The following is a 25834-nucleotide window of genomic DNA, read 5'->3' on the forward strand; positions in this document are numbered from 1 at the left end:
ATAAATTGTTATTGACATGGTCATAACCTGCCCAAAATACAGATCCCATGAAAAATCAAATTGTACATTCAGTAGAAAATGAGCATGAAAGCATACCGTTTGCAGACATTCTCCTTCATTATACAGAAAATTTCGTAAAGACGCTTGAAAACAGGACGATCTCCGTTACAGTGAAAGACAAGCTGCACCAAAATCTTCTTCAGGAAATGAGTTCTGCTGCAGAAATAACATTACAGGAAGAACTGAATCATTTTAAAAACAGCGGTGAAAATTTTTATCCCGATTACACAAGATCGGCACTTTTATCATTACCGGTAAAATATCCTGTTTTAGATAAAATGCTGACGGTAATGGCTGAAAATTACGCTCTTCATGTTGCAAATATATTTTCAAATTTCCATAAAGATATTGATCTTATTTCAGAAACCTTTTCCATCGCAAATGATGCGGCAATCATTGATATCGACACCAGCCTCGGCGACGGGCACGGTGGAGAAAGCACAGCACTGATTACCTTGTCCGGCGGTTTTAAACTGATCTACAAACCAAGAAGCCTGGACACTTCTGTTTCCTACAACCTGTTTATTGACTGGGTTAATGCAAAGCTTGATGTAAAACTGAAAACCTTAAAATGCATCAACCTTAAAAAGTACGGCTGGCTGGAATTTGTACCTTATGTTCCTGTAGATTCTGATGAGGAATTAAAAGAATATTATTACAAGGCAGGAATTCTTTTAGCTGTGACCTTTCTTTTGGGAAGCAAAGACTATCATTCTGAAAATCTGATTGCTGCCGGAAAAGATCCTGTTATAATAGACCATGAAACCATTATTCAGCCGGTATTGAAAAATCAGCCCTCCATACGCACCTGGGATGAAGCGCACAAAATTCCGGAATTTTCAGTACTTGAAAGCATGCTGATCGTTAATCAGGACACGGGAGCAACCCTTCAATGCGCAGGATACGGCGTTGCAGGAAATGTGGAAACAATGGATATGGAAATGAAGATAATACATCCCAATACCATAGATTCTAAAAGAGAAACCCGTTTTGTTTTCAGAAAACTGATAAAGCAGAATATTCCTGTTTACAATGGGAAAAATATTTTCGTAACCCACTATAAAGCATCTTTCTTAAAGGGCTTTTCTGCCGCTTATGATCTGTTTATGAATGCAAAAGAAGAATTGCTCTCTCCCGGTTCTCCCGTTAATTATTTCAGCAGCCAAAAAACACGATACATCTGGCGACCTACATTTGTATACTTCAGAATTCTGAAATATATGAGAGGAGCCGCTTTTATGGCGAGCTTTGAAGCCTATCATTCTAAATTATATGAGCTGATGTCAAAAGCTTACCAAAAGGAAGGCTTTAAAAATTTACAGTTTATTCTGGACAGCGAAATGGCTCAGATGCTGAAAGGAGATATTCCTTTTTTTAATCTTAACAGTTCCGATTCACATTTGCAGGAAGGTGAAATCGTTGAGATATTTAAATATAATTGTGTTGAAAATATCAGGCAGAGAATACATATTTTATCCGAAAAGCACAAAGACGAGCAAACCGGCTACATTTTGAAATGGCTGGACATGAATGCCTGATTCATGCTATCTTTTCGTGAAATTTTTAACTTTAAACCAACCATCACAGATGAATATTCTTACCATCCCTTATATTGCCGGAGGCCTTTCGCATCTCCTTCCGCTCTACGTTTTGCAGCAAAAATACCTGAGAGATAATTCAGGGATCAAAAATCATTTCCTGGTTAACGACAATTCGCAGAAGCTTCTCACTATGCAAGGGATAGATTTTGTGCCTGTAAATTACACCTTAAAAGAAAATTTGCTGAAGCCCGGCTCGCCGCAGGAAATTAAAGAAGATATAATAGATATGGAAAAAAGAGCCTACGAGATCGTACAGCCATCACTGATTATTGAAGATACCTCCATGCTGTCTCCATTAATTGCCGAAAAAAATAAAATCCCGAGAATTTCAATTCAGCGGACGGGAATTTTCAGGTCTATTGATAAATCCCACAGAAATGAGAAGCATGTTCATTCTTTAGAAAAAGGAAATACAGGAAATTCTTCTGAAAATCCTTCGGTTTTATTCACATCAAATGAAGATTTTAATGCTCCGTTTTTAACACAATATGCCCATCCGAAAGCTAAGATTATTCCCGGTATTCCAACCATCGAACGATTACCGGAAAATATAGAAAACCGCAACTCCTATTTTTATTCCGGCCCCCTGGTTGTGATGGACAAACCTTCAAAAAACCTGTCGGTAAGGCTGGAAGAATTTTTATGCAATAATAAAGGAAAGCCTGTTGTTTTTATAACGACCGGAACCATCGACAAAACACCTATTGAAAATTTCATTGAATTTTTTGTACAACGAAATTATGCTGTTATTACCACCTGTTACTGTGGAATTAATGAAAAATACAGCCGGGAAATACTGTATAATAAAATCCTTCCATTGCATCATATCTGCGGGATTTCAGACCTTGTCATTCACCAGTGCGGTTCCGGAATGTATCATTATCCGATCATGAACAGAATCCCTTCTCTTACTCTCGGCACACAATGCTATGACCGTGAAGATGTTGCGCTGAGATTGCAGGAACTTGGTGTTTCTGCACATATCCCTCATCCGGACGACAATCCGGAATACTGGAATATTTTCCTAAAAAAGATAGAACAGTTTGAAAATAAAACCCTGATCGATTATAAAATGATGGATGATCTCCGGAACGAAATCAATGAAACCATTACGGATTTCAACATGGAAAAAGTGATTGCATATGCTTTAACATAATTTCTGCATCGTCTCTACAAATAATTTAATTAATCATTGGTTAAATATCTGAATGAAAATTTTTAATAGTTTTGCAGGAACCATAAACGTTTACAGCAACGCCATAAAAATTAATATCCCATGAATCACAACAAATGCCTGAACTGCAACAGCGAAACAGAAAATAATTATTGTTCCCAATGCGGACAAAAAACTTCCACGCACCGTTTTTCTTTGCAGCATTTCCTTGCGCATGACCTTGTGCACGGTGTATTTCATCTGGATAAAGGATTTTTGTATACCGTTAAAGAGCTTTTTACCAGGCCCGGCCACAGCATCAGGCAATATGTACAGGGAAAAAGGGTGAAACATTTCAATGCCTTCACTGCCATTATTTTTGTGCTTACCATTACCCTTGTTATTACAGGAGCCACCAAAGTAAAATCCAGCGAAATTTATAATCAGGAGCAATTAAGCGAATATTCAAAATTATTAAGGGAGTATTATAAGCTCATCATTTTATCGGGAATACCTTTTTATGGATTAGGAAGCTATTTCATCTTCAAAAAATCAAAACAGAATTATACAGAGAATCTTGTCCTGAATACTTACCTTACCATCGGCATGCTGATTATCGGGCTTATTTTCCCGATGATTACGGTATTTTATACCAATGTGGAAGTACTCTACTATCTTAAGGCGATCACTCCTGTTCTCACCATTATCTATATTTTCTGGTTTTATTATGAATATTTTTCTGCATTCCAGTACGGAAAGATTTCATTAATCATGAGAACAGTACTGATTACGGTGTACATTATGCTCTTTAACGGAGCTGTTAACGCCTTAGCTACAAAGCTGGATATATTTTTAAAACATTGAAATTACTAGATCAGCATATTATTGGTTGCGAAAATAATTGCTTCTGAAATATTGGTAACTTCCAGCTTATCGAAAAGTTTTCTGCGGTGAAATTTTACCGTATCCGGCGACACGAAAATGGCATCGGCAATTTCATTAATAGTGAGCCCTCTCGTGGAAAGCTGGAGGATTTCTTTTTCTCTTTTTGAAAGGGAAACCTGTTCGGTCACTTTCCAGACATCTGTTTTTAGATCATAATGATAAACTTTGTTCTCTCCTTTTTTATAAATCTTTATGTTTCCCGCTTCTTTACCGGAAGACAGTGAAACAATGCAGATGGCTTTCCAGATTTTACCCTGCCTGGTTAAAAACATGGGAGTAAGTTTATGGTTAATGAGAATCACCCTGCCTTCTTGGTTTTTTATATGAAAATCGTAGGAAATGCTGTATTCTTTCCTTTCGGAAACAGGAATTTTTTCATAAAAATCAAAACCTGCATTGTTGATTTTCAGCAGCATCTGCAGGTCGCTTTCCGGTACATGTTTAAAATAAAAAGCATATCCCATCTGCAATACCTCTTCCGGAGTATTTCCGCAAAGGAAAAGGGCATTATCGGAAACAAATTCAAAACCCTGTTTTTCATAGTCAATTACATAGATACTGGTGTAGGTAGCACGGGCAAAAGACTTAATGGGTTCAAGATAACTTAGTGTCTCGTCACCTAAATCTGATGTAGTCTCAACTGTGTTTCTTGAGTCAAAAAAAGAGTTGATGTCATTCGCACTCATATCCTTAGTTTTTTCCAAAAATAGTGAAAAGAATTATACATTATACATTTTTTATAAAAATTATATCTGTTTTATTATTAAATACATACTTACTATTTTGCATACACCTTTTATCACTCAATCAGGAAAAACTACACTAAAAGATAGTTTTTTATGGCAGCTTTAGATACTACCATTTAGTGTAGGTGTTTTCATTTTTTGATGAAATAGATTTGTTATAAACCAATCACCATGAAATCACAAAACTATTTTGAAAAGCTCGAAATGGATCAGCTGTCCGACCTGGCAAATTTCGTAGTTAATGAAAACATGAGCCATCATACCGACCATGAAGAAGACGAAACGGAACATATCCAGGACATGATCACAAAAATGTATTATGAAGACCTTAATCTATTCTTCAATTCAGAATTTTTTGTTTCAAAAGATTCTTCAGGAGAAATAGAAGGGGTGATAAGAATTGTAAAGTGGGATTATAATCAGGAATTGCCTATTCAGAAGTTATTCCAGATTGATCCTCTGCAACTCAGCAGCAGAAAACGCCGCACGCCCATCTGGCATATCGGAAGGTTTGCAACCAGAAAAAACATTGGAGACCGGCTTTTATTTAAAAAACTCATGGTCTACGCTATTGCTCCATTGTGTAAGAAAAAAAGAGGGCTGGCTTTTGCAGAATGCGACAGCAAACTTCTCAGAGCAATGAAGCTTCTGGGAATAAAGGCTAAAGTTTTAGGAAAATCCATTAATTATCTCGGATCAGAAACCATTCCTATTGCTTTGGATTATGAAGGACTAAAAGAATTTTACCAGCAAAACAAAAAATTAATACATCGTAGAAAACCTACTTCTATTACACAAAACATTACTGCCTGAAAAAAGATATTCTATCATTAAACACCATTAACCAAATCAAACATATATAAAACTGAGCTATGAATACGATGACTAACACTATTGACTGGAACTCGCCGGATGTATTGAGCCAGATTGTTCACAACATTAAAAATCCTCTGGAAACCATCATTACCGCCAGCAGACAAAATGAAAAACCGGGGCATGAAATTATTTTCAACAGCAGCAAACAAATCAATAACCTGATCGAGGAAATTTTAACAGAGATCAAATCGAAATCTGTAAGCCTCACTTTTCATGAGCTTCCCGATATTTTCGGAATTTATGAATCTAATGAAAATGTGCAGTGCATGTGTGCAAAAAAAATTAATCCTTCCAAAATTACAAAGCCTGATCAGAACTGGCTGGTAAATCTTGAAAAAGAAATTTACAGATCCATCAACCAGAATGATATCAACATCTATGATCTTGCTTATAAAATGGCCGTAAGTGAAAGACAGCTTCACCGCAAAATAAACAGCCTGCTGTATCTCTCACCCAACAAATATATCAGGATTCTTCGCCTGCACAAAGCTAAAGAATTGATCGATAATTATATCCAGAACTCAATTTCACAGGTAGCATACGCAGTCGGTTACAATGACGTTCATTATTTCTCAAAACTATTTGTAGCCCAGTACAATATGTCGCCGAAAGAGCTTATTCATTCTTTAAAATAAAGAATGCAGGTAGTGCGGAGACAGCATTACAAAAACATCCAACTCATATGAAACTAACAAACGAACAAAGGAAAGGACAGGAAGTGCTTTTTAAGATCATAGAAGAAGCATGGAACAATGAAGAATTTAAAGAATCACTCCTCTCCGATCCTGAAAAGACATTAGAAGCATTCTTTGGCAGAAACCTTCCTAATGGCAAGAAAATCAAGGTAACCGATCAGTCTGACCCGGACTATCTGTACATCAATATCCCGGTAAAGCCTCATCCAGACTTTGAAATAAATGAAAAAGACCTGGATAAGATAGTTGGCGGCAACAACACTAATGATCTAAAATAACACAACAGAACTCTAAAAAAAGCGGAAAATGCCATGTCCGTTATCGCGCAAAAAATGGCAAATCCGTAGACTGATAATTAAATAATTTGGCATAACCATTTAAACTTAAAGATAATGAAACGTGTACTTTTTTTCTTAGGACAATTAAACGACATCGATGTAGAATGGATGATTAAAAATGGAAGTAAAATTGAATTGAAAACCGGCAGTAAGCTTATCCAGCGAGGGCAGCCTATCGACAACTTATATATAGTGCTTTCCGGGCAGCTGGTTGTTTGTACTGATGGTACGGATAACGAAACCATTGCAACATTGGGAGCCGGTGAAATTGTTGGCGAAATGTCTTTCCTGGAATCCAGATCTCCTTCCGTTTCGGTAATTGCCACGCAGCCAACCGTTGCTTACGTAATCTCCAGAAACGTAATGGATTCAAGACTTTCCAGCAATTCAGACTTCAGGGCAAATTTCTACTATGCGCTGGCTCTGTTCCTTTCCAACAGGCTGCGGAAAACCACCGAGCAGATGGGTTATGGAAAGCCTGAAGAAGAAGACCTGATTGACATCAATGTGCTGGATGGCGTGGCGCAGGCCGGATCAAGATTCGGGCAGATACTCAACAGATTTTCTGAAGTTTAAAAATTAGTAAGGATGAAAAATTGTAAAAGGGTACTTGTAAAATGTGCCGGTATTGTTTCTGTATTTTGCTTTGATATGGTCATCGCCCAGACTAAAATCACGTGCGACCTCTTTGTATTATCAGGAATGGCTTTTGAAAAGAATCCTTCTATCCAGAGAAGCTTTCTGTCCGTTAAAGATGCAGAAGCCAATTTTCTTGTACAAAAAAGCATGTTTGATTTTAACCTCGGATCAGATATCACCTACAAAAAAAGCCGTTATAATCTTTTTGAAAACGATCCCAGAAACCAATACCTGAACAGAATATTAACCGACAATGTAGATCTTACCAGTTCTCTATCCAAAAAGTTCCGGACCGGGCAGACTGCAGAATTCGGGTTGCAATATTCATACAACAGGAACAACTACCCTTTTAACGATTTCAGCCAGTATGTAGGGCCTAATATTGGAAACCATTCCAGCTACATGAGCTTTACACTCAGCCAGCCGCTTCTCCGCGGAAGAGGAAATGTGAATACGCTTTATGAGAAAATTTCTGCGCTGTATATTGAAAACTCAAAGCACAATTTTGAATATTCAAACTCTTATGAAATTCTTCAGATCGCCAATGCGTACTGGAGTTACTACACAGCCTATAAAAGTGTTGACATTTACAAGCAAAACGAAGCCAGAGTTCGCAATGTACTGGAAATGACGAAAGAACTGGTAAAAGCAGATAAAAAGCCTGCAGGTGATCTTGCCCAGGTAAATGCAGACCTTGCCAACCAGGAAAGATTAACCATCGCTGCAGAACAAAATCTTTATAATGCAAAACTCAATCTTGGAAGAGTAATCGGCCTTTCGGAAGCAGAAAGTGTTATGCTGGATGTTCCGGTAAATGATTTCCCTTCGGTTGCAGAATCGGGATTCGGAAATTCTATTGACAAAGAAGCCTTAATCAATACTGCCCTTGAAAAGAGAGCAGACATAAAAGCCGTGGAAAGAGTTGCTGAAGCCATTAAAATGGAAATCGATATTGCCCATAACAATCTCAGGCCTCAGCTTGATCTTTCCGGTTTTATCTTCTACGGAAGCGCGAGTGTAGGAAACGGACTGGGCAATACCTTTAATGCATTCTCCAATTATCAGGGAAGAAATTTCGGCGGCGGGGCAAGATTAACGTTCAACTTCCCGCTGAATAACAATTTAGCCAAAGGAAATTATGCCAAAGCAGTAGTAGCCTCAAAAGATCAGGCTGTTAATAATGAAAACCTTAAAAGAAATATTTTATTGAATATCAATACCGATATCAATAATCTGAACAGCAGCGTCATCATTTTAAAAAAAGCGGAAGAAGCGCTGATGTTTTATAAGGAAGCTTTCAGAAACGAACAGGAAAAGTTCCAGACCGGATTAACAACACTTCTGAATGTGATCCTATTCCAGGAACGCCTTACCTCATCCGAACTGGATTACCTGCAGGCACAGCAGATTTTTGCCACACAGATTGTCACATTACGCCACGATACGGGAACGCTTATTTCGCAGGGAGAAAATGGCTTCACCGTAGATCCCCGATCATATTATACCATACCTAACAACTAATAACCTTTTAAATATATTCACGATGTCAGCAAGTTTTTTTAGAAAATCAGCATTAGAAAAGCTCTCCACTCCGGAAAAGCTGGATCAGCTTATCAAAGTAACGGGTCCAAAAGCCTGGATCGCCCTTCTCACCATCGCTTTGGCATTGGGTGTAGGAATTACATGGTCAGTTTTCGGCAGGGTTAAAACCAAGCTTGACGTAGTAGGTGTCGTATTGGGAGGCGATGTCCATGAAGTAGTTTCCACCGCTCAGGGCCAGCTCGTAGAACTGAAGGTGGCCATTGGAGATAAAGTGAGAAAAGGCGACATCATAGCAACCATCCAGCAGCCGGAACTTTCCCAGCAGATTGAAGATGCCAAAGCTGTGCTTGCCGACAGAAAATTTGAAATGGGAAAACTGCTTTCTTACGGAAACCAGGGAAACCACCTGCAGGGAGAATATATCAACCAGACCAGAGTAAGTATTCAGGGCGAAATAGAATCCGAGAAAAAGAAACTCGCCTTCTTAAATAATCAGCTTGAGTCTGAAAACGGTTTATTATCAAAAGGCTTAATTGTAAAATCACAGGTTGCCAATACCAAACAGCAAATTGAAGCCTCAAAAAACACCATTGAAAGGCTGAAAGGTCAGATGGTGGAAACTTCCAGCCAGAAGCATACACTGGGCTATGATCTTCAGCAGAAAGTAACCTTGCAAAATCAGAGAATTGCCGAAGCAGAGAGAACCTTGCAGTTTTTAACAGAAAAATACGATACCCAGAAAAATATCCGGAGTCCGTACGAAGGTGAAGTCGTAGAAGTTCTTACAGACAGAGGGGTTGTCGTAGGTCTTGGCTCCCCTTTATTTAAGGTAAAAAATGAAGGAAGCGCTATTACAAAACTTGCCGGGCTGAAAGGTGTTCTTTACATTCCTTCCAAAGACGGTAAAAAAATAAAAAAAGGAATGGAAGCTTTGGTTGCCCCTTCTACCGTTCAGCCGCAGGAATACGGATTTATCAAATCTAAGGTGACCTACGTTTCAGATTTCCCGATTACAGAAAAAGGAATGCTGACTTCCGTTAAAAATGATCAGCTGGCAAAAGGACTTCTGGCTTCGGGGCCATTATTCGAAGTGCATGTAGATTTCGAAAAAGATCCGGCCTCCTACAGCGGCTTCAAATGGACTTCCGCAAAAGGCCCGGACGTTACCATCAAAGAAGGCACCTCCTGCATGGGTAAAGTAACCATTCAGGAAGAAAGGCCTGCAACCATCGTCGTTCCTGCATTCAAAAAGTTCTTTGACCTTTATTAAAACTAAAACATCCATGAAAAATAATACAACAGTAACCATTGAAAAGCAGGCCCGTCCTACCAAAGTTCCCACTGTGCTGCAGATGGAAAGCGTAGAATGCGGCGCCGCAGCTTTAAGTATTATTTTGGGGCATTTCGGAAAATTCGTGCCTCTCGAAAAACTGAGGATTGCATGCGGTGTTTCCAGAGACGGGCTGAAAGCAACCAATATCATCAAAGCTGCCAAAGAATACGGGCTTGATGCAAAAGGCTACGCCAAATCACTTGAAAAGCTGATGCAGATTAAAACACCGGCTATTATTTTCTGGAATTTCAATCACTTTCTGGTGTTGGAAGGTTTTACTAAAAATAAAGTATACCTCAGTGATCCTGCCCAGGGAAGATATACCGTAACCCATCAGGAATTTGATGATTCGTATACAGGCGTTGTCCTGACATTTGAAACCACCGAAAAATTTGAAAAAGGAAATGAAAAGCGCGGATTAATGGCTTCTTTAGCTTCAAGGATTAAATATTCCAAGCAAAGCATTTTCTTTATCATCCTGGCGAGTCTGTTTCTGGTCATTCCGGGACTTGTGATTCCTTCCTTTCTGAAAGTTTTTATTGATAAATATTTAGTGAATAATTTCTCAGGGTTTGTGATGCCGCTGCTTTTAATTATGGCCGGAATATTAATTGTAAACTCTCTTCTGGTCTATATTCAGCAGTATTTTTTATTAAAATTGGAAACGAAGCTTGCCCTCGCTACATCGAGTAAATTTCTCTGGCACGTTTTCCATTTACCGATTGCTTTTTTTACCCAACGATACAGCGGTGAAATCGGGAACAGGGTTTCGCTGAACGATAAAGTCGCCAAACTTCTGAGCGGAGATCTTGCCAATGCCGCACTGAACGTCATTGTCGTTATATTTTATGCATTGCTGATGTTTTCATATGATGTCATTCTTACCCTTGTCGGGATTACCATGGCAGTCATTAACATCGTTATTCTTCAATATGTTTCCAGAGCGAGAAAAGACGGAAACCGCCAGCTGACCAATGAAACCGGAAAGCTGCTGGGAACCACCACTTCAGGAATCAGCATGATTGAAACCCTGAAAGCTTCAGGCCGCGAAAATGATTTCTTCACCAACTGGATCGGGTATCTTGCTAAAGTAACCAATGCACAGCAGGAATTAGGCTGGCTTTCCACAAGACTGAATACCATCCCGCCACTATTGACCTCTTTAACGACGAGTGCTATTTTAGGAATCGGTGCATTGAGAATTATGGACGGACAAATGACTTTAGGAGCTTTAGTCGCTTTCACCTATCTCATGAGCAACTTTATTAATCCTATTAACCAACTAGTTTCAGTTGGTGCGATGCTCCATGAAACCGAAAGTGATATGGGACGTATTGATGATGTTATGAATTATGAAGTCGACAATCAGTTCAGAGAAGAAAATGCGGTAAAAATGGAATCCGCGCCAAAAAATAAATTAGTGGGATATTTTGAAATGGACAATGTAACATTCGGATATAATCCTACTGTTCCTCCACTGGTCGAAAAATTCAGTTTAAAATTAAAACCGGGAAGCCGTGTTGCATTGGTGGGAGGTTCCGGAAGCGGAAAGTCAACCGTTGCCAAAATTGCCTCCGGACTGTATGATCCCTGGGAAGGAAATGTGCTGCTGGACGGAAAATCCAGAAAAGAAATTCCAAGAAATATTATTACCGAATCCTTATCTGTAATTGACCAGGATGTATTGGTTTTTAATGGAACCATTAATGAAAACATCGCATTCTGGGATACTTTAATTCCTGAAAAAAATATCGTTCAGTCGGCAAGAGATGCGGCTATTCATGATGTGATAGCTGCAAGAACCGATGCGTACGACAGCAAGGTGATGGAAGGCGGTGCCAATTTCAGCGGCGGACAGCGTCAACGTCTTGAAATTGCAAGGGCTTTGGTAAGCAATCCTTCTATTCTCGTGATGGATGAAGCGACCAGCGCACTGGATCCCGCTACCGAAAAAACAGTAATGGACAACATCAAAAAAAGAGGATGCACCTGCCTTATTGTAGCACACAGATTAAGCACCATCATGGATTGTGACGAGATCATCGTAATGGAATTCGGAAAAATAGTAGAACGCGGAACGCATCAGGAATTAATGAGCATGAACGGCGTGTATTCCCAATTAATTGAAACAAAATAAATTCAGAAAAATGGCAACGAACGAAAAAATACGCATCGGTGTTGAAGCACCTTTTTCTTTGGACAGTTCAGAAAAAGTCTGGATGATTTTGTCAGGCGAGGTCAATGTTTTCTATACTGAAATTGCAGAAGACGGAACCTATTTATCTGCCTTAAAATTTCTGTATACGGCCAAAAAAGGAGAATTGCTGTTCAGTTTAATTACGAAAGAAAATTCCGAAAATATACGACTTATTGTTTTTTCCAATGATGCAACGCTTGTTTCTATTGATAAAAGCAACTTGCTGGAAATTGATCACTTTTTTCTAAAAAAAATGATCAATAACTGGATTTTAAAAACATCTGCCGCCCTCGATTCATCTAACAATCCGAGAGTTTACACGGCTTTGGATCAATTTAACATCATAAATATCACGGAAAATTCCATTGCCTATCCTTCCTCCGGAATTAACTGGATTCAGCTATCGGAGGGAAAGATGGATATATTCTCCGGCAACATGACTTTAGAAGCCGGTCAGTACACAGATTTTCCGGTTCCCGTATGCAGCAAGATGTGGGTTAAATCTTTATCACAAAAAACGCTGGTAAAAGTATTAAGCACCCGTGAAGTTCTCGAAAATGATATTAATTTCTTAATTTCTGTTGATCATATTCAAAAATATTTTTTCAGCAGGCTTATTAAAATCATTAATGAGCAGAAAAATGAAGAACAGGAATATTTTAAAAGTAAAGTTGAAAACGAAAATAACGACCTCAGCAATACGCTGGAAAAGATAAAATCAATTGTTACCGGACAAACGAAATCGGGAGCAAAAGAAGAAGCTGTTCACCAGACCAAATCAAAAAATATTCTTTTTTTAACCTGTAAATTGATTGGTGAGCATAACGGTTTTAACCTTGAAGAGCCGAAACATATCGAAAGCTATCAGAACAGTGTAACCAATCAGCTGATTGCCATTGCAAAAAGCTCTAAAATTAGGGTAAGAAAAGTAATCTTACGGGGGATCTGGTGGAAGGAAGAAAACGGAAACCTGCTGGCTTTCACAAAAGACGGCAATGTCCCGGTAGCATTAATTCAGAAAAGTTCTTCTCAATATATTTTGAAAAACCTGCAGACCAATACAGAAACAACGGTAAACAATGAAGTGGCAGAAACCCTAGAACCTATTGCTTATATGTTTTTTTCAGGTTTCGATGTAAAAATGACATCAATCAAAAAAGTTTTGGGATTTGCCATGCAGGGCGCTAAAAGAGACACCAAATTTCTTATTCTTGCGGCTTTGGCAGGAAGTTTAATAGGTTTGCTTGTTCCTATTTTATCGGGGGTAATGTTTGATGATGTCATTCCAACCGCAGACCGGTCTTTACATTTTGAAATTTTCGGTATATTGCTGATCATAGGCTTTGTAACGGCCGGATTACAGCTAATACAGGGCGTTTTGCAGTTAAGGGTAGAATCAAAATCGAGCATCAACTTACAGGTTGGGGTAATGGATTATATCCTTCGGCTTCCCGTAACTTTTTATAAAAATTATACTGCGGGAGACCTTACCAACAGGGTTTTAAGCATTAATTCCATCAGGCAGATCGTTTCAAATACTCTAATAACAGCAGCACTGAGCGGCGCATTTTCTTTTGTGAATCTGATTCTTCTGTTTTATTACGATTCCAAACTGGCTTGGATTGGCGTTGCATTGGGAGTAATTGCCGCGTTATTTACTGTGGGAATGGGTTTGCTGAAACTAAAACACGACCGTCAGATTTCTCAGCAGCAGGGAGAAATTCAGGGTTTTCTGTTTGAATTTTTATCAGGAATTACCAAGATCAGAATGACGGGGGGAGAAAAAAGAATCTTCACACTATGGGCCGAAAAATTTTCAAAGCTAAAAAAATTAGGCTTCAGCTCCGGGAGCTATCAGAATTTTGTGGAAACTTTTAATGCCTCCTATCCCCTTTTTACCAGCATTTTCTTTTTCTCATTTATTTATTACACCGTGCTGCATGCCGATAATAAAGCAAGCATGCTTACGGTAGGCGCATTCATGGCTTTTATCACCGCTTTTAATAAGTTTTTAAATGACAGCTTAAAAATCAGTATGGCTTTTATCACTTCCATGAATGTTATTCCTTTATACGAAAGGGTAAAACCCATCCTGGAAGCAGAACCGGAATCTGCAGAGCAAAGTACGGATCCCGGAGAACTAAGCGGTGAAATTGAAATGAATTCTGTTTCCTTCAGGTATCATGAAGACCAGCCTTTGGTACTGAACAATATTTCCTTTAAAATAAAACCCGGAGAAATGGTGGCGTTTGTAGGTTCATCGGGTTCAGGAAAATCAACCATTATGAGACTGCTGCTTGGTTTTGAACATCCGGAAGCAGGTTCTATTTACTACGATGGTGAAGGCTTCGAGTCTATGAACAAAGAACTCGTGAGAAGACAGATAGGCGTGGTTCTCCAAAACGGAGCATTAATGTCAGGAAGCATTTTCCAGAATATCATCGGAAATTCTGAACTCACACTGGAAGATGCCTGGGAAGCAGCACGCATGGCCGGAATGGAAGAAGACATCAAGCACATGCCGATGGAAATGCACACCATGGTAAGCGAAGGAGCCGGAACCTTTTCCGGCGGGCAAAGACAAAGATTGATGATTGCCAGAGCCATTGTTCATAAACCACGGCTTCTTTTCATGGATGAGGCAACCAGTGCCCTGGACAACAAAACCCAGAATATCGTGTCCGAAAGTCTTGATAAATTACAGGCAACCCGTATTGTGATCGCACACCGATTAAGCACGATTAAAAATGCCGACCGGATTTTTGTACTGGATAAAGGAAGCATCGTTGAATCCGGAAATTATGATGAATTGATGGACAAAAACGGGCTGTTCGCAGAGTTGGCTAAACGTCAGATCGCATAACATGGAAACTAAAGCAATTTTCAGGGAAAATCTTTTATCAAAACAGCTGGAAAATTATCTTTCAAATAAATTTACCGCTGGAAAAGTGGGAATTCAAATTCCTTCGGATGAAATATTCTGGGAAAAATATGTTGATGAATCTACGGGTGATATTCCGTTTCAGGTACTTCGTGAATTTTATCCTCAGCTGAATTTTCCTATTGAAGATGGAATTGAAAAAAAGCAGATTTACCGGGATGCTGTCCTGAAAGGTTCATCTATACTTTCGGATAAAGCTTTGCAGCTTAATAAAGAATCTGAAATTACGCTGAAGCTCCATCAAAATATTGCTTACGATATTCCTGTATTGATAGTTCCTGACGAAGCTGATTTTGAAACGCTTATTCAATGTTTGATTCATAAAAATAATCCGGCACCAATTCCAAAATCGATGGGAGCAAGCCTTATCAGCGGAATAAACAACTGGAAGAAGATCAATAATTTAAAACAGGAATGGACAGAAAGTAATTCATCTGCTTCATGGAATGAGGAATTCTCTAACAATATTGTCCCCAACACGCATTTATATAAAGACAGAATTATTCTGCTAAGTATGAAGCCTTACAGTAACGTAAGCGCAGAAAAACTACAAATGAGTAGTGAAGAATGGGAAAAGATCTCGTTAAAAATCCGGCTCGAACATGAATGCGTTCATTTATACACATTAAAAAAGTTTGGCTCCGCTTCCAATAATCTTCATGATGAGCTGATTGCAGATTATATCGGAATTGTTGCCACAGCAGGAACTTATCAGAAAGAATGGATGCTCACTTTTATGGGACTGGAAGAATATCCAAAATACAGGCCTGGAGCAAGGCTTGAAAATTATCTTTCCGGAATGGATCTTTCTGATTCCGAATTTGCACAGGTAACAAAAATCATCAAAAATGCCATTGAAAATATTGCCGATTTCAGTAATCAGCTTAATAAAATGGAAACCGACCATGATAAAAGATGGAGGATTGAAGCACTTTGCACAACAGATCTGCTTCAGATTTCCTCAGCCAACGGAGTGCAGTTGTTACTTGATAAATATGATAAAATTTCGGCGCGCTGATTCTCAACGCGCCGAAGCTATATAAAATGGTTATTAGTTGTAATGGTTATTAATTTTAATTCTGTATGGTCGTGAGATAAAATTCCGGGAAAGTTTTTACATTCTTTCCGGTTGCAATTTCAAAAGCAATATGTGTACTCACGGCTCCGGCCAGCCAGGAAGCAACAGCAAGCTGAGGCGGAGGAAAATTTCCGTGCTCTTCTTTGTATTTTTTGATAATATCGTCAATCCATTCCTTGCGATTTCCCCAGAAAGCTAAATATCCGGTTGCATATTCTACCACATTCAGCTCATTGAACTTTTCATCTTGCTTAAACAAGTAGCGTAATCCCGGTGGTTCTGAAATCACAAAGACCAGAGTACCCCACCCCAGATTATAAGGATGCAATACGGGAATACCGTGTTTCTGGCAGGTTTCGTCAAAAACAAGAGGAACGTCGGAAGTAAAATCCAGTGCATTCACTGCAATCCTGTGTTCCTGAATAAATTCCCCAACATTTTCCGGTGTCAGGAAACAATGATGAACTTTAATGGCTGCATTGCTGTTGATAGACAATAATCTTTCCTTCAGAGCATTCACCTTCGGTACGGAAATATCTTTTTCGGTATAATTCTGGCGGTTTAGGTTAGACAATTCAACAACATCGCCGTCGATGATGGTAAGGTTTTCAAATCCGAATCTCAGGAGACACTCTGCAATGATACTTCCAATTCCGGCTCCCCCTAATAAAATCGGGAAATCTTTTATATACCGCTGCTCTTCTTCAGTGATATATAATCTGTTTCGGGTGTATCTTTCTTCCATGACGATCAGGATTTAGACAAATGTAGAGAACAGGAACTGAAATTTCACTACCCGAAAGTGTAGATTTACAGCTTAAGGAAAAATAAGATTTAACTTAAAAATGAAAAAGTCCGGCAATGTGCCGGACTCATGAAAGTTATTTTTTAAAATTCAGTAAAATCTTTACCCTAAAAAATGTGTCCTTTAAATGCTGTAACTCCCATTGCTACAACAGCTGATAAAATATATCTTATAGCAGCGATATGAATTTTGAGCTAAATGCTTTTGTAGAAATGGCTCCTGAATCATCAAAATAATTGAAATCCTATATTATAGACAAGCCATCTCTATCTGAACCTTAAATTTAAGGAAATAATATCAGATTTCATCCCTACAGATTTTGTATAATGTCCATATCTTATTTCCAGCATATTCAGGCGTTCCACTCCAAATAATCCATTCTTAGGACTGATTCGGATTCCGGCCCCGTAAAAGTGGCTGTCGAATTTTGACAAATCGTAATTGCTGGTATAAAAATCGTCGAAAGCGGTATGCTGCTGATACGGTGCAAAATATTTTGTTGCAGTCTGGGAATAATATCTGTAGAACGGACTCACCGAAACAAAAGGTGAAATTTTTACCGGAGTTTCCAGACTGAAGGTATTGGATTTCAGTCCCCAGTCGTCGGTATAATATCGGTAATAAGCCCTCAAAATTATTTTATCTCCTAAAAAATAATTGGCTCTTAATCCTAATGGAATTTTAAATCTTTTATCCGGTAAAGTTTCCTGGTGTACGGAATTATCATTAAAATATACTCTATGGAAAGGCAGGCTTAAATATCCTGTCTGCTGAACGGCATCCCCTAAAATCTCGATCTGAAAATTCTGATTGATAATTTGTGAATAAGCAAGAGATAAATCAAAAGTATTTCTACCGCTTGTACCGTAGCCTTCATTGGTTCTTAATTCAATGGGTGCAATAAGTTTTACCTGGTCAAGATAAGCCTGAAATTTTGCCGTAAACTCTCCCATTCTGTTTGCTGTTTTCTGCGAAAAGCCGATGTTGGCTCCGTAAGACTGATAATCATACTCGAAAGATGTGGCAACACCCGCAATTAAAGTCGTTCCTTTAGCTTCATTTTCGCGACTCCAGGTTAATGCAGGATAAATCCTGTTGTCAGATCGGGATGCGGAGGAGTTGGCCTTAAGGTCAATCATATCGGAAGATGCGGAAGTATAATGATCTATACCTACACTGAAACCGAATTTATTTTTCCTGTCTTTTTTGTCGTATTTTACCATTGTCACATCAATGGCGTTTGAGATATCGGTTAATTTTTCAGTTCCGGTTCCGCCGGTAACTGCAGAATTATTTCCGTCCTGCTTATAGTAACTTGACACTAAATTAGCTTCCTCAAACGTCAGCTTTTTTGGCTGTTCATTATTTCTGTTTTCCTGTGCTTTTGCATTGAAAATTCCGAAAAGAGCAATAACACTTATAATTATTTTTTTCATTTTAAATCATCTTTAAATTATACAATTGCTCTTCTTTTAATTACATCCGCAACCACCGCCTACTTTTCCGGCATTGGCTCCGGAAGAGCCTTCTCTGTATGATTGAAAGCTGAGTTCTGTTTTTTCAATCGGTCTGTTTCCGAGTACCATTTCGGCATCGTTGAGTTTATTTTTTTCGTACTCTTTGACGGTGGTGCAGGAGTTCAAAAACGGAATTGTGAATATTGAAAGAATAGCAATCATTCTGTAGTTTAAAGCGCTGAATCTTCGCAGCCCGGCTTGAAAGGACTCTTCGACAAGCTCAGAGTGACAAGCGGGAGTGGAAGACATAAATGAAGCAAAAACGAATGTTTTTTCGAAATTTACGAACGAAGTTCTTAGCTGCCCAAATAAATATTCGACAAGCTTTTGGCTAATTTTTATAAGGTTTTTCATTTTAAATTAATGTTTTGAGATGAATACAATTTGTCCTGATCGTCAATGATAATGCATTCCAGATGATTGATCTGGTTGACCATATTGAGAGCGGCATCAATTCCCATAATACTTACGGGAGTTGCCATAGCGTCTGCAATTTCGGCGTTGGTACAAAAAATAGTTACACTTTTGACACCTGAAACAGGCATCCCGGTTTTCGGGTTGATGGTATGGGAATATCTTTTTCCGTTGATAATGACAAATTTTTCGTAATTCCCGGATGTTGCAATCGCCATATCGGTAATATTCATGTAAGAGAATGGCTGTCCAGCATTGTCGGGATCAGCAATTCCTATTGTCCAGGGTTTTCCGTCCGCCTGATTTCCCCACGCGGTAAGATCTCCTGAAGCATTGACAATCCCGGAAGACACGCCTCTTTTTTGCAGAAGTCTCTTCGCCATTTCTGCAGCATACCCTTTACCGATTCCCCCGAAACCAATACGCATTCCTTTTTCTTTGAGAAAAACTGTCCTACTAACCCGATCAAGAATAATATTCCGGTAATTAACGAGTTTCAGATGGTCTTTAATGAGTTCCGGATCGGGAAGTTTTGTCATTTCACGGTCAAAATTCCAGAAACTTTTATCAATACCTCCATAGGTAATGTCAAAATATCCGTTCGTAACAGCACTAATTCTTATGCTTCTTTCAATCAGGTCAAAGATTTCCAGGTCTACTTGTACAGGCTGTATTCCTGCATTTTTGTTGATAAAACTGGTCTGGCTTTCGTCATTGAAAGTAGTAAGAAGCTTTTCAATCCTGCGGATTTCATCAATGGCTGCATCAATATGCTCCTGCGATTTTCTTTCATCATTTCCCACAACAGTTATTTCAAAAGCATTCCCCATCAGTTTCTGAGGTCTTTTGAATTCTCTTAACATACTAATTTATTTTTAATTTTCTTTCACCGAGCGGATTTCGTTACTGAAAGCAAGCGCATTTTCAGACGGAAGACCTTCCCATGTTTTCAGAACTTTTCCGTCCGCATTCAGAAGGAGCGTATATGGAAAAAGCCCTTTCGGGTTATACTGATCGGCAAGTGCTGCGTTTTCTTTTTTCAGTTCGGCAGAAAGCTGGTTCTTTTTGTTTCTGGGAAAGTCTGCATTGAGGTAAAGAATAACATGGTCTGCCTGCAATTTCTTGAAATCTTCTGTTTCAATGATATTTTTATGAAGTTTGATGCAAGGGACACACCAGTCTGATCCCGAAAAGTTGAGCAAGATCAGTTCTTTGTTTTCTGCTGCTGTTTTTTTGGCGGTTTCCAATCTGTTCTGTGCGTGGAAACCAACGGAGAACACAACCATTAAAATGGTTGCTAATAATGTTTTCATTATGTATATTTTATAATGATTTAAAAATTAACGATGTAGTTTGATTTATATTAAATCAATTTTAAATAAGATTATTCCGGAAAAGTTTCGGTGGTTCCCAGACGGAGCCTGCAAATCCTTTGAAACGGAAGTCTTCGTCTTTTGACGGAATTTTATTTGATTCGGGCTGCTGTATATAAGAATTTCTGGGTTCAAAGCTGAATCCCGGGTTCATCACAGTAAATACCAAACTTAAAGGTGCGGAATGGATAATAAAGGGAAGTTTCTGATCTTTACCGTCGTCTCCGTCTTTAACAGGATGGTTATAATGGGTTTTCAGAAAAGCAATGAGGGGCATTTCCGGGTTGAGCTTTTTGTGTTCGCAGTAATGTTCTATTAAATTAGGGATTTTTAAAAGCTGATATGCTTCGGTTGTAGAAACCAAATATAATGAGAGGAACAGTATGGAAATCAACTTTTTCACCATTCAAATTTATAAAATGTTTCGTTTAGAATGACTTTAAATTAACATTTTAATATTTTTTTTAAGTTTGTATGCATGCGGCTATATACAATGTGATCTATACATTTATTAATTCCCGCAGATTGCAATGAACTGCGGGATTTTTGGAGTTTATTAAGCCTTTTCCAGGATTTCTTCTTCTTGTTCTTCTTCTGAATGTGATGGTATTGAGAATGTGCTGAGAAAAGTAATAGAGGTTCGGTTTCCGTGTTCATCTACTTTTACGATAATTGATTTGCAGCAGGGCGATGCATTGAAATGATTTTCATATCGTGTTCCACACTCGAAGCATTCCGTGATTACGGTTTCATTTTTTTCCATAGTTATTGTAGTTTTATATGTGTTCGGATAAATATATATTATTTTTTTAAAATAGCAACAATTGCTGTTAATTTTTCTCTGTCTGAAATTTATTAATGAGGGATAGTTTATAGAGCGCATCGGTAACTTCGGGATCGCTGATCTTTTTATTTTTTACTTTTCGTATGTAAACCGGGTCTTTGGTTTGTTTTTTAAGAATGATATTGACTGAAGTGGTGTAGCGTGCCGGCAGCCATTGCTCAATAAACTCAAGCTTTTCGCTGATTTTATCGTGATGAGAGAGATTCATCAATGTGTTCATAGAAACGAATAATTTTTGTTAAACCTTTTTTCGTAATTTTGTGTCTGTCGGGATAAGACAATTGATAAGCAAATATACAATTATAAATTTAAAAACAACAAATTGTTACAATTTTAACAATATTTTATTGTTTAGATTAAAAAGAAAAAACTCAATATGAAAATTTACGAAAAGATCCGCGAGTACAGCAAGAGCAAAGGCGAAACAATGAAGGAAATTGCAGACGCATACGGTGTTACCCCTCAATCTATTCAGTTATACTTTTCGGGCAAAAATGCAATGCCTCTTAATTTTCTTGTCTGGTACGTAGAAAAACATCCTGATTTGGATCTTTACGCGCTTTTTAATAAAAATCGGGAGAGTATTGTTTCTGAACCTAAACCTCCTTATAATAAGAAATCGAAAAAACAGGACGTGATCGACAGAATTGTAGAAATCCTGGAGAGAGAATTGTAGAAAGTCTTAAATATGAAAACCCTTTGATGAACATTGATATGTAAAGTTCCAATACATTAGTTATAAGATCGTTCTGCCTTCAAATGGCCGGTGTAACCTTACTATTTCTTATAAACTCTTATTCTATGAATGTTAAATTTTAGCAAATTCAATACATTTATAGCAATATTTATTTTTAATAAACTACCTTTATCGTGATATAAGAGAATACAATATTTGAAACATATTTTTGCATTATTTGTATTTCTATAATATTAATGATCACGATTCAACAAATATATCAGAAGATTTGTAATCAGGATTTCCGTTATTGAAGCGAGTAATATCGCTGTTAGGATGTAAGCTTCCTGTATGATCATGAAGTTTATAATCACTGGCTGAGCGATTGTTCGGCTATTTATATAGTAAGGATTAGAATCTTTTTTTTGGTATGACAAGCAAAATCATAGGTGTAGGGAACTACATCCCCTCAGAAACCATCAGCAATTTATTTTTCGGCGAACATGTATTCCTCAATGAAGAAGGAGACTTACTGAAAGACAGTAATGAATCTATTACAAAAAAATTACAGAAAATAACAGGCATTGAAGAAAGAAGATACGCTTCAAGCACGCAGGTTGCTTCCGACCTTGGACTTATTGCAGCGCAGTCTTCAATAGAAAATTCAGGGATCGATCCTGAAACGCTCGATTATATTATTTTTGCCCATAATTTCGGCGATGTGCGCTTCGGAACCATTCAGTCTGATACCGTTCCCAGCCTTGCTTCCAGGGTAAAACATTCTTTACGGATCAAAAATAACTTCTGTGTGGCATACGATGTCCTTTTTGGGTGCCCCGGATGGATTGAAGGGGTCATCCAGGCTCATGCTTTCATTAAATCCGGTATGGCTAAAAGATGCCTGGTAATAGGTGCTGAAACGCTTTCGCGGGTTGTCGATATTCATGACAGGGACAGCATGATCTATGCAGACGGAGCCGGAGCTGTAATTCTGGAAGCCAACGATGCTGATGATTCGGGAATTAAATCCCACCTTTCAGCTTCTCATACATTAAACGAAAAAGATTTCCTGTATTTCGGGAAATCATATAATAACGAAAGCTGCCCCGATACGAAATACATCAAAATGGACGGCAGGAAAATCTACGAATTTGCCCTGTCCAACGTTCCGACAGCCATAAAAAAGTGTTTGGATGACAGTGGTTATTCCATTAATGAGCTGAGCAAAATCATCATTCATCAGGCTAATGAAAAGATGGATGAAGCGATTGTGGAAAGATTTTACCAGCTGTACGGCATGAATGTTCCGGCGGGAATTATGCCAATGGTAATCAGCAAATTAGGAAACAGCAGCGTGGCAACGATACCTTCCCTTCTTACCATGATTCTTAAAGATGAGCTGGAGTCTCATGCGATACAAAAAGATGATATTATTCTTTTTGCATCCGTTGGCGCGGGAATGAATATCAATGCGCTGGTTTATAAATTTTAACTAAGACCAATTTGGCGAAGGTGTGTAATATACAAATATATTTTTGATAATCAACTATTTAAAATATATTTAACGGAGACATTTTCTTGTATCTTTGCAGTATAAAACAGGTTTCTGCTTTTGCATTCTGTAAAGTTTACATATATTTTCTTTCAGTTTACTTTTTCAGCCGCCATTTTTAAAACATATCAATCAAGCCAAAGCACAAGGCTTTTGGCTTACCAATAATTTTTAATACCATTTACAATGCAAGAAGGCACCGTAAAATTTTTCAATGAAGCAAAAGGCTTCGGATTTATCACTCCTGCAGACGGCAGCAAAGACGTTTTTGTACATTCTTCCGGATTAGTTTCAAGATCTATTCAGGAAAATGACAGAGTAACTTTTGAAGTTCAGCAGGGCCAGAAAGGCTTAAACGCTGTGAACGTAAAGCTGGCGTAATGCCGGTTTCAGGGTATTAAAAATGAAAAAAAGGCACTTCCGGTGGGTTCCAAAAGATAACCGAATCTAAATCATATCTGTGTTTGCCCTGATTTTCATTCTGAATACAATACCTGAAAAGACAGTATCAAATTGATTTAATATTATTTTATATATGTCATCCTCCCGCATTTCAGCGGGAGTTTTTGTTTTTATGCTCCATTAATAATGATTGATAAAAATAGTTTTCCTGTTTTTAGCAATTTATTTATCTTCGTTTCCTCAACCATAATATTTTAGTTTTGTCTCAAGAACCAGTACACAAGCCAGTAAGCTCCTCTCACAAACTAATTCCTATGACGGATTTCGTTATAGAATATTATTCCCATGAAGGATATGCAGATCTGCAAACCTTAAAGCTGATGAATAGTTATGCCAATTTTCTGAAAAAGCCTTTAACGCTCGGTATGTTTGTACCGGTAGACGCGAAAGGAAATATCCTGAAAGAGCCGAAAAATTATTCTTCCTGGAAATCTCTCGAGCACAACAAAAAAGGAAGCAAAACAGAAAGCCCTGTTTTTGAGGAATATAAAATGTACCGGAAGGCAGAGCAAAAATGCCTGTTTGAAGGCTTTACCATTGCCTACAACGGCTATTCGGTAGTACGGATTACTGCAATATATAATCCTTCCATTGAGCTTTCGTTCAACAAAAATGATAAGACGTTTCAGAATTTCAAAGATGTTGAATCACTTACCTCTTTTGATGAAATATTTCTTAATTCAAATGCTTTAAAAAAGCTTGGCCTACGTTCATGAAAATTGTTTAAATCGTAAAAATTAATTAGTTCTTCACCGCTTTTGCGTAGACTTCCAGTGCCCTTTTTCTTGCTGAGGCATGTTCTACAATCTCTTCTGCATTAATTTCCTCTTCGGTAAGCCAATTTTTAATGTATTTCTGATCTTTGTCAAATTTCTTAGTTTGTTCTGAAGGGTTGAAAACCCTGAAATAAGGAGCTGCATCGCAGCCACAGCCTGCTGCCCATTGCCAGTTTCCGTTGTTGGACGAGAGTTCATAGTCCAGTAGCTTTTCAGCAAAATAAGCTTCTCCCCATCGCCAGTCGATCAAAAGATGTTTCGTAAGAAAACTTGCCACCACCATTCTCACCCTGTTGTGCATGAATCCGGTTTCGTTCAGCTGGCGCATTCCTGCATCAACAATGGGATATCCTGTTTTTCCCCTGCACCAGAGATCAAATTCTTTTTCATTGTTTCTCCACTCTATCTTTTCATATTTTTCTTTGAAAGAATGATTAACGACTTTCGGGAAGTGATAAAGAATCTGCATGAAGAATTCTCTCCAGATCAGCTCATTAAGCCACGTTTCATTATGTTCTGAAGCAAACTGAACACATTTTCGCACGGAGATCGTTCCGAAACGAAGGGCTACACCTAAATGGGTTGTATGATCCATTCCGGGAAAATCCCTGTATTTATCGTAATCGTGGATAATGGATTTTTTTAACGCAGGATGTACCATTTCCAGATCTGTTTTTTTAAACCCGATATCTTTCAGCTCCGGAAATTGAGAAGGCTCGTACGACAGAAACTGAGAAAAATCGGTTTTAAAACTTTCAATCTTATTTTTCTTTAGAAGCTCTTTCCACTTTTTTGAATAGGGTGTATAAACCGTATATGGCGTACCGTCATTTTTCATTACCTCCTCTTTCTCAAATATGACCTGATCTTTAAAACTTTTAAAATTGATATGGTGCTCTTTGAGGAAATCTTCAATGTCATGATCCCGTTTTATGGCCTGCGGCTCGTAATCTGTATTGCAGAAAACGGTATCAATCTCATATTCTTTAGTTAGTTTTTTGAAAGCATCCAAAGGTTTTTCATGGAAAACTGTAATTCCGCTTTTGTGTTTTTTAAGCTCTTCATGCATTTCTTTCAGAGCCTGGTGGAAATAATCTACCCTTTTATCAGACTTGTTTTCCAGTTTATCCAGAATTTCTTTGTCGAATATAAAAACGGGAAGCACTTTCTGATCCTGCTGCAAAGCATGAAAAAGACCACGGTTGTCCTGCAGCCTGAGATCCCTGCGGAACCAGAAGAGGTTTATTTTATTCTTTTTTTTAGGCATAAAA

General features: G+C 38.2%; 26 protein-coding genes. 16 read left to right on the forward strand and 10 right to left on the reverse strand.

Annotated elements, in window-relative coordinates; all coding sequences use genetic code 11:
• Positions 1-47 precede the first annotated feature (47 nt).
• The 3 genes from SOP96_RS09080 (at position 48) to SOP96_RS09090 (ending at position 3678) form a co-directional block, all read left to right on the forward strand.
• The gene (locus SOP96_RS09080) at positions 48-1598 is read left to right on the forward strand and encodes a type 2 lanthipeptide synthetase LanM (protein WP_326320665.1); all 1551 of its coding nucleotides are present in this window, start codon (positions 48-50) and stop codon (positions 1596-1598) included.
• Between the two features lie 49 nt (positions 1599-1647).
• Complete coding sequence (locus SOP96_RS09085; RefSeq protein WP_326320666.1) at positions 1648-2817, forward strand: glycosyltransferase family protein; 1170 nt, start codon at positions 1648-1650, stop codon at positions 2815-2817.
• Positions 2818-2937: 120 nt separating this feature from the next.
• A complete protein-coding gene (locus SOP96_RS09090; protein WP_326320667.1) occupies positions 2938-3678 on the forward strand; it encodes a DUF3667 domain-containing protein in 741 nt (246 codons plus the stop codon).
• Between the two features lie 5 nt (positions 3679-3683).
• Here the strand turns inward: SOP96_RS09090 and SOP96_RS09095 are convergent, their stop codons facing one another.
• The gene (locus SOP96_RS09095; RefSeq protein ID WP_326320668.1) at positions 3684-4445 is read right to left on the reverse strand and encodes a response regulator transcription factor; all 762 of its coding nucleotides are present in this window, start codon (positions 4443-4445) and stop codon (positions 3684-3686) included.
• Positions 4446-4676: 231 nt separating this feature from the next.
• Between SOP96_RS09095 and SOP96_RS09100 the strand changes: the two genes are divergently transcribed.
• The 9 genes from SOP96_RS09100 (at position 4677) to SOP96_RS09140 (ending at position 16084) form a co-directional block, all read left to right on the forward strand.
• Complete coding sequence (locus SOP96_RS09100) at positions 4677-5318, forward strand: hypothetical protein (protein WP_326320669.1); 642 nt, start codon at positions 4677-4679, stop codon at positions 5316-5318.
• Between the two features lie 59 nt (positions 5319-5377).
• A complete protein-coding gene (locus SOP96_RS09105) occupies positions 5378-6016 on the forward strand; it encodes a helix-turn-helix transcriptional regulator (protein ID WP_326320670.1) in 639 nt (212 codons plus the stop codon).
• A gap of 47 nt (positions 6017-6063) precedes the next feature.
• Positions 6064-6354: an NHLP leader peptide family RiPP precursor gene (locus SOP96_RS09110; protein WP_326320671.1), complete on the forward strand. Its 291-nt coding sequence runs from the start codon at positions 6064-6066 to the stop codon at positions 6352-6354.
• A 114-nt stretch (positions 6355-6468) separates the two neighbouring features.
• A complete protein-coding gene (locus tag SOP96_RS09115; RefSeq protein WP_326320672.1) occupies positions 6469-6990 on the forward strand; it encodes a cyclic nucleotide-binding domain-containing protein in 522 nt (173 codons plus the stop codon).
• A gap of 12 nt (positions 6991-7002) precedes the next feature.
• Positions 7003-8574 carry a TolC family protein gene (locus SOP96_RS09120; RefSeq protein ID WP_326320673.1) on the forward strand — a complete coding sequence of 524 codons (1572 nt, stop codon included), beginning with the start codon at positions 7003-7005 and terminating at the stop codon, positions 8572-8574.
• A gap of 22 nt (positions 8575-8596) precedes the next feature.
• Complete coding sequence (locus tag SOP96_RS09125; protein ID WP_326320674.1) at positions 8597-9865, forward strand: NHLP bacteriocin system secretion protein; 1269 nt, start codon at positions 8597-8599, stop codon at positions 9863-9865.
• Between the two features lie 13 nt (positions 9866-9878).
• Positions 9879-12065, forward strand: coding sequence for an NHLP family bacteriocin export ABC transporter peptidase/permease/ATPase subunit (locus SOP96_RS09130; protein ID WP_326320675.1), 2187 nt, complete (start codon positions 9879-9881; stop codon positions 12063-12065).
• Between the two features lie 10 nt (positions 12066-12075).
• On the forward strand, positions 12076-14988 hold the full coding sequence (locus SOP96_RS09135; protein WP_326320676.1) for an NHLP bacteriocin export ABC transporter permease/ATPase subunit: 2913 nt from the start codon (positions 12076-12078) through the stop codon (positions 14986-14988).
• A 1-nt stretch (position 14989) separates the two neighbouring features.
• Positions 14990-16084, forward strand: a complete 1095-nt coding sequence (locus SOP96_RS09140; RefSeq protein ID WP_326320677.1) for a DUF7005 family protein — start codon at positions 14990-14992, stop codon at positions 16082-16084.
• Positions 16085-16139: 55 nt separating this feature from the next.
• Here SOP96_RS09140 and SOP96_RS09145 read toward each other — a convergent pair whose 3' ends face one another.
• From SOP96_RS09145 to SOP96_RS09180, 8 genes are all read right to left on the reverse strand, one after another.
• Positions 16140-16889 carry a ThiF family adenylyltransferase gene (locus SOP96_RS09145; protein WP_326320678.1) on the reverse strand — a complete coding sequence of 250 codons (750 nt, stop codon included), beginning with the start codon at positions 16887-16889 and terminating at the stop codon, positions 16140-16142.
• Positions 16890-17215: 326 nt separating this feature from the next.
• Complete coding sequence (locus tag SOP96_RS09150; protein WP_326320679.1) at positions 17216-18385, reverse strand: DUF3570 domain-containing protein; 1170 nt, start codon at positions 18383-18385, stop codon at positions 17216-17218.
• Positions 18386-18421: 36 nt separating this feature from the next.
• Positions 18422-18820, reverse strand: a complete 399-nt coding sequence (locus SOP96_RS20050; protein ID WP_459349244.1) for a DUF4266 domain-containing protein — start codon at positions 18818-18820, stop codon at positions 18422-18424.
• A complete protein-coding gene (locus SOP96_RS09160; RefSeq protein WP_326320680.1) occupies positions 18817-19743 on the reverse strand; it encodes an FAD:protein FMN transferase in 927 nt (308 codons plus the stop codon). The genes SOP96_RS20050 and SOP96_RS09160 overlap by 4 nt, the downstream gene beginning before the upstream one ends.
• A gap of 12 nt (positions 19744-19755) precedes the next feature.
• Positions 19756-20193 (reverse strand): thioredoxin family protein, encoded by a 438-nt coding sequence (locus SOP96_RS09165; RefSeq protein ID WP_326320681.1) that lies wholly within the window; start codon positions 20191-20193, stop codon positions 19756-19758.
• A gap of 61 nt (positions 20194-20254) precedes the next feature.
• Positions 20255-20656, reverse strand: a complete 402-nt coding sequence (locus tag SOP96_RS09170) for a hypothetical protein (RefSeq protein WP_326320682.1) — start codon at positions 20654-20656, stop codon at positions 20255-20257.
• A 153-nt stretch (positions 20657-20809) separates the two neighbouring features.
• Complete coding sequence (locus tag SOP96_RS09175; RefSeq protein ID WP_326320683.1) at positions 20810-21016, reverse strand: hypothetical protein; 207 nt, start codon at positions 21014-21016, stop codon at positions 20810-20812.
• Positions 21017-21083: 67 nt separating this feature from the next.
• The gene (locus tag SOP96_RS09180) at positions 21084-21317 is read right to left on the reverse strand and encodes a hypothetical protein (protein ID WP_326320684.1); all 234 of its coding nucleotides are present in this window, start codon (positions 21315-21317) and stop codon (positions 21084-21086) included.
• A 156-nt stretch (positions 21318-21473) separates the two neighbouring features.
• On the opposite strand from SOP96_RS09180, the gene SOP96_RS09185 reads away from it, so the two are divergent.
• The 4 genes from SOP96_RS09185 (at position 21474) to SOP96_RS09200 (ending at position 24503) form a co-directional block, all read left to right on the forward strand.
• The gene (locus SOP96_RS09185; RefSeq protein ID WP_326320685.1) at positions 21474-21773 is read left to right on the forward strand and encodes a helix-turn-helix transcriptional regulator; all 300 of its coding nucleotides are present in this window, start codon (positions 21474-21476) and stop codon (positions 21771-21773) included.
• A 430-nt stretch (positions 21774-22203) separates the two neighbouring features.
• Positions 22204-23265, forward strand: a complete 1062-nt coding sequence (locus tag SOP96_RS09190) for a 3-oxoacyl-ACP synthase III family protein (protein WP_326320686.1) — start codon at positions 22204-22206, stop codon at positions 23263-23265.
• Positions 23266-23511: 246 nt separating this feature from the next.
• Positions 23512-23706: a cold-shock protein gene (locus SOP96_RS09195; protein ID WP_326320687.1), complete on the forward strand. Its 195-nt coding sequence runs from the start codon at positions 23512-23514 to the stop codon at positions 23704-23706.
• 335 nt (positions 23707-24041) lie between these two features.
• Positions 24042-24503, forward strand: a complete 462-nt coding sequence (locus tag SOP96_RS09200; protein ID WP_326320688.1) for a hypothetical protein — start codon at positions 24042-24044, stop codon at positions 24501-24503.
• A gap of 25 nt (positions 24504-24528) precedes the next feature.
• Here the strand turns inward: SOP96_RS09200 and SOP96_RS09205 are convergent, their stop codons facing one another.
• Positions 24529-25830, reverse strand: a complete 1302-nt coding sequence (locus tag SOP96_RS09205; RefSeq protein WP_326320689.1) for a cryptochrome/photolyase family protein — start codon at positions 25828-25830, stop codon at positions 24529-24531.
• Positions 25831-25834 lie beyond the last annotated feature (4 nt).

Origin of the sequence: Chryseobacterium salviniae, assembly GCF_035819015.1 — a bacterium.
Taxonomy (GTDB): domain Bacteria; phylum Bacteroidota; class Bacteroidia; order Flavobacteriales; family Weeksellaceae; genus Chryseobacterium; species Chryseobacterium salviniae.

Coding starts and splice junctions, on each gene's coding strand:
- SOP96_RS09190 (WP_326320686.1), top strand. CDS start 22,204: ATGACAAGCAAAATCATAGGTGTAGGGAACTACATCCCCTCAGAAACC.
- SOP96_RS09095 (WP_326320668.1), bottom strand. CDS start 4,445: ATGAGTGCGAATGACATCAACTCTTTTTTTGACTCAAGAAACACAGTT.
- SOP96_RS09145 (WP_326320678.1), bottom strand. CDS start 16,889: ATGGAAGAAAGATACACCCGAAACAGATTATATATCACTGAAGAAGAG.
- SOP96_RS09080 (WP_326320665.1), top strand. CDS start 48: ATGAAAAATCAAATTGTACATTCAGTAGAAAATGAGCATGAAAGCATA.
- SOP96_RS20050 (WP_459349244.1), bottom strand. CDS start 18,820: ATGAAAAACCTTATAAAAATTAGCCAAAAGCTTGTCGAATATTTATTT.
- SOP96_RS09180 (WP_326320684.1), bottom strand. CDS start 21,317: ATGAACACATTGATGAATCTCTCTCATCACGATAAAATCAGCGAAAAG.
- SOP96_RS09160 (WP_326320680.1), bottom strand. CDS start 19,743: ATGTTAAGAGAATTCAAAAGACCTCAGAAACTGATGGGGAATGCTTTT.
- SOP96_RS09195 (WP_326320687.1), top strand. CDS start 23,512: ATGCAAGAAGGCACCGTAAAATTTTTCAATGAAGCAAAAGGCTTCGGA.
- SOP96_RS09125 (WP_326320674.1), top strand. CDS start 8,597: ATGTCAGCAAGTTTTTTTAGAAAATCAGCATTAGAAAAGCTCTCCACT.
- SOP96_RS09140 (WP_326320677.1), top strand. CDS start 14,990: ATGGAAACTAAAGCAATTTTCAGGGAAAATCTTTTATCAAAACAGCTG.
- SOP96_RS09150 (WP_326320679.1), bottom strand. CDS start 18,385: ATGAAAAAAATAATTATAAGTGTTATTGCTCTTTTCGGAATTTTCAAT.
- SOP96_RS09100 (WP_326320669.1), top strand. CDS start 4,677: ATGAAATCACAAAACTATTTTGAAAAGCTCGAAATGGATCAGCTGTCC.
- SOP96_RS09175 (WP_326320683.1), bottom strand. CDS start 21,016: ATGGAAAAAAATGAAACCGTAATCACGGAATGCTTCGAGTGTGGAACA.
- SOP96_RS09110 (WP_326320671.1), top strand. CDS start 6,064: ATGAAACTAACAAACGAACAAAGGAAAGGACAGGAAGTGCTTTTTAAG.
- SOP96_RS09200 (WP_326320688.1), top strand. CDS start 24,042: ATGACGGATTTCGTTATAGAATATTATTCCCATGAAGGATATGCAGAT.
- SOP96_RS09205 (WP_326320689.1), bottom strand. CDS start 25,830: ATGCCTAAAAAAAAGAATAAAATAAACCTCTTCTGGTTCCGCAGGGAT.
- SOP96_RS09085 (WP_326320666.1), top strand. CDS start 1,648: ATGAATATTCTTACCATCCCTTATATTGCCGGAGGCCTTTCGCATCTC.
- SOP96_RS09105 (WP_326320670.1), top strand. CDS start 5,378: ATGAATACGATGACTAACACTATTGACTGGAACTCGCCGGATGTATTG.
- SOP96_RS09090 (WP_326320667.1), top strand. CDS start 2,938: ATGAATCACAACAAATGCCTGAACTGCAACAGCGAAACAGAAAATAAT.
- SOP96_RS09165 (WP_326320681.1), bottom strand. CDS start 20,193: ATGAAAACATTATTAGCAACCATTTTAATGGTTGTGTTCTCCGTTGGT.
- SOP96_RS09120 (WP_326320673.1), top strand. CDS start 7,003: ATGAAAAATTGTAAAAGGGTACTTGTAAAATGTGCCGGTATTGTTTCT.
- SOP96_RS09185 (WP_326320685.1), top strand. CDS start 21,474: ATGAAAATTTACGAAAAGATCCGCGAGTACAGCAAGAGCAAAGGCGAA.
- SOP96_RS09115 (WP_326320672.1), top strand. CDS start 6,469: ATGAAACGTGTACTTTTTTTCTTAGGACAATTAAACGACATCGATGTA.
- SOP96_RS09130 (WP_326320675.1), top strand. CDS start 9,879: ATGAAAAATAATACAACAGTAACCATTGAAAAGCAGGCCCGTCCTACC.
- SOP96_RS09135 (WP_326320676.1), top strand. CDS start 12,076: ATGGCAACGAACGAAAAAATACGCATCGGTGTTGAAGCACCTTTTTCT.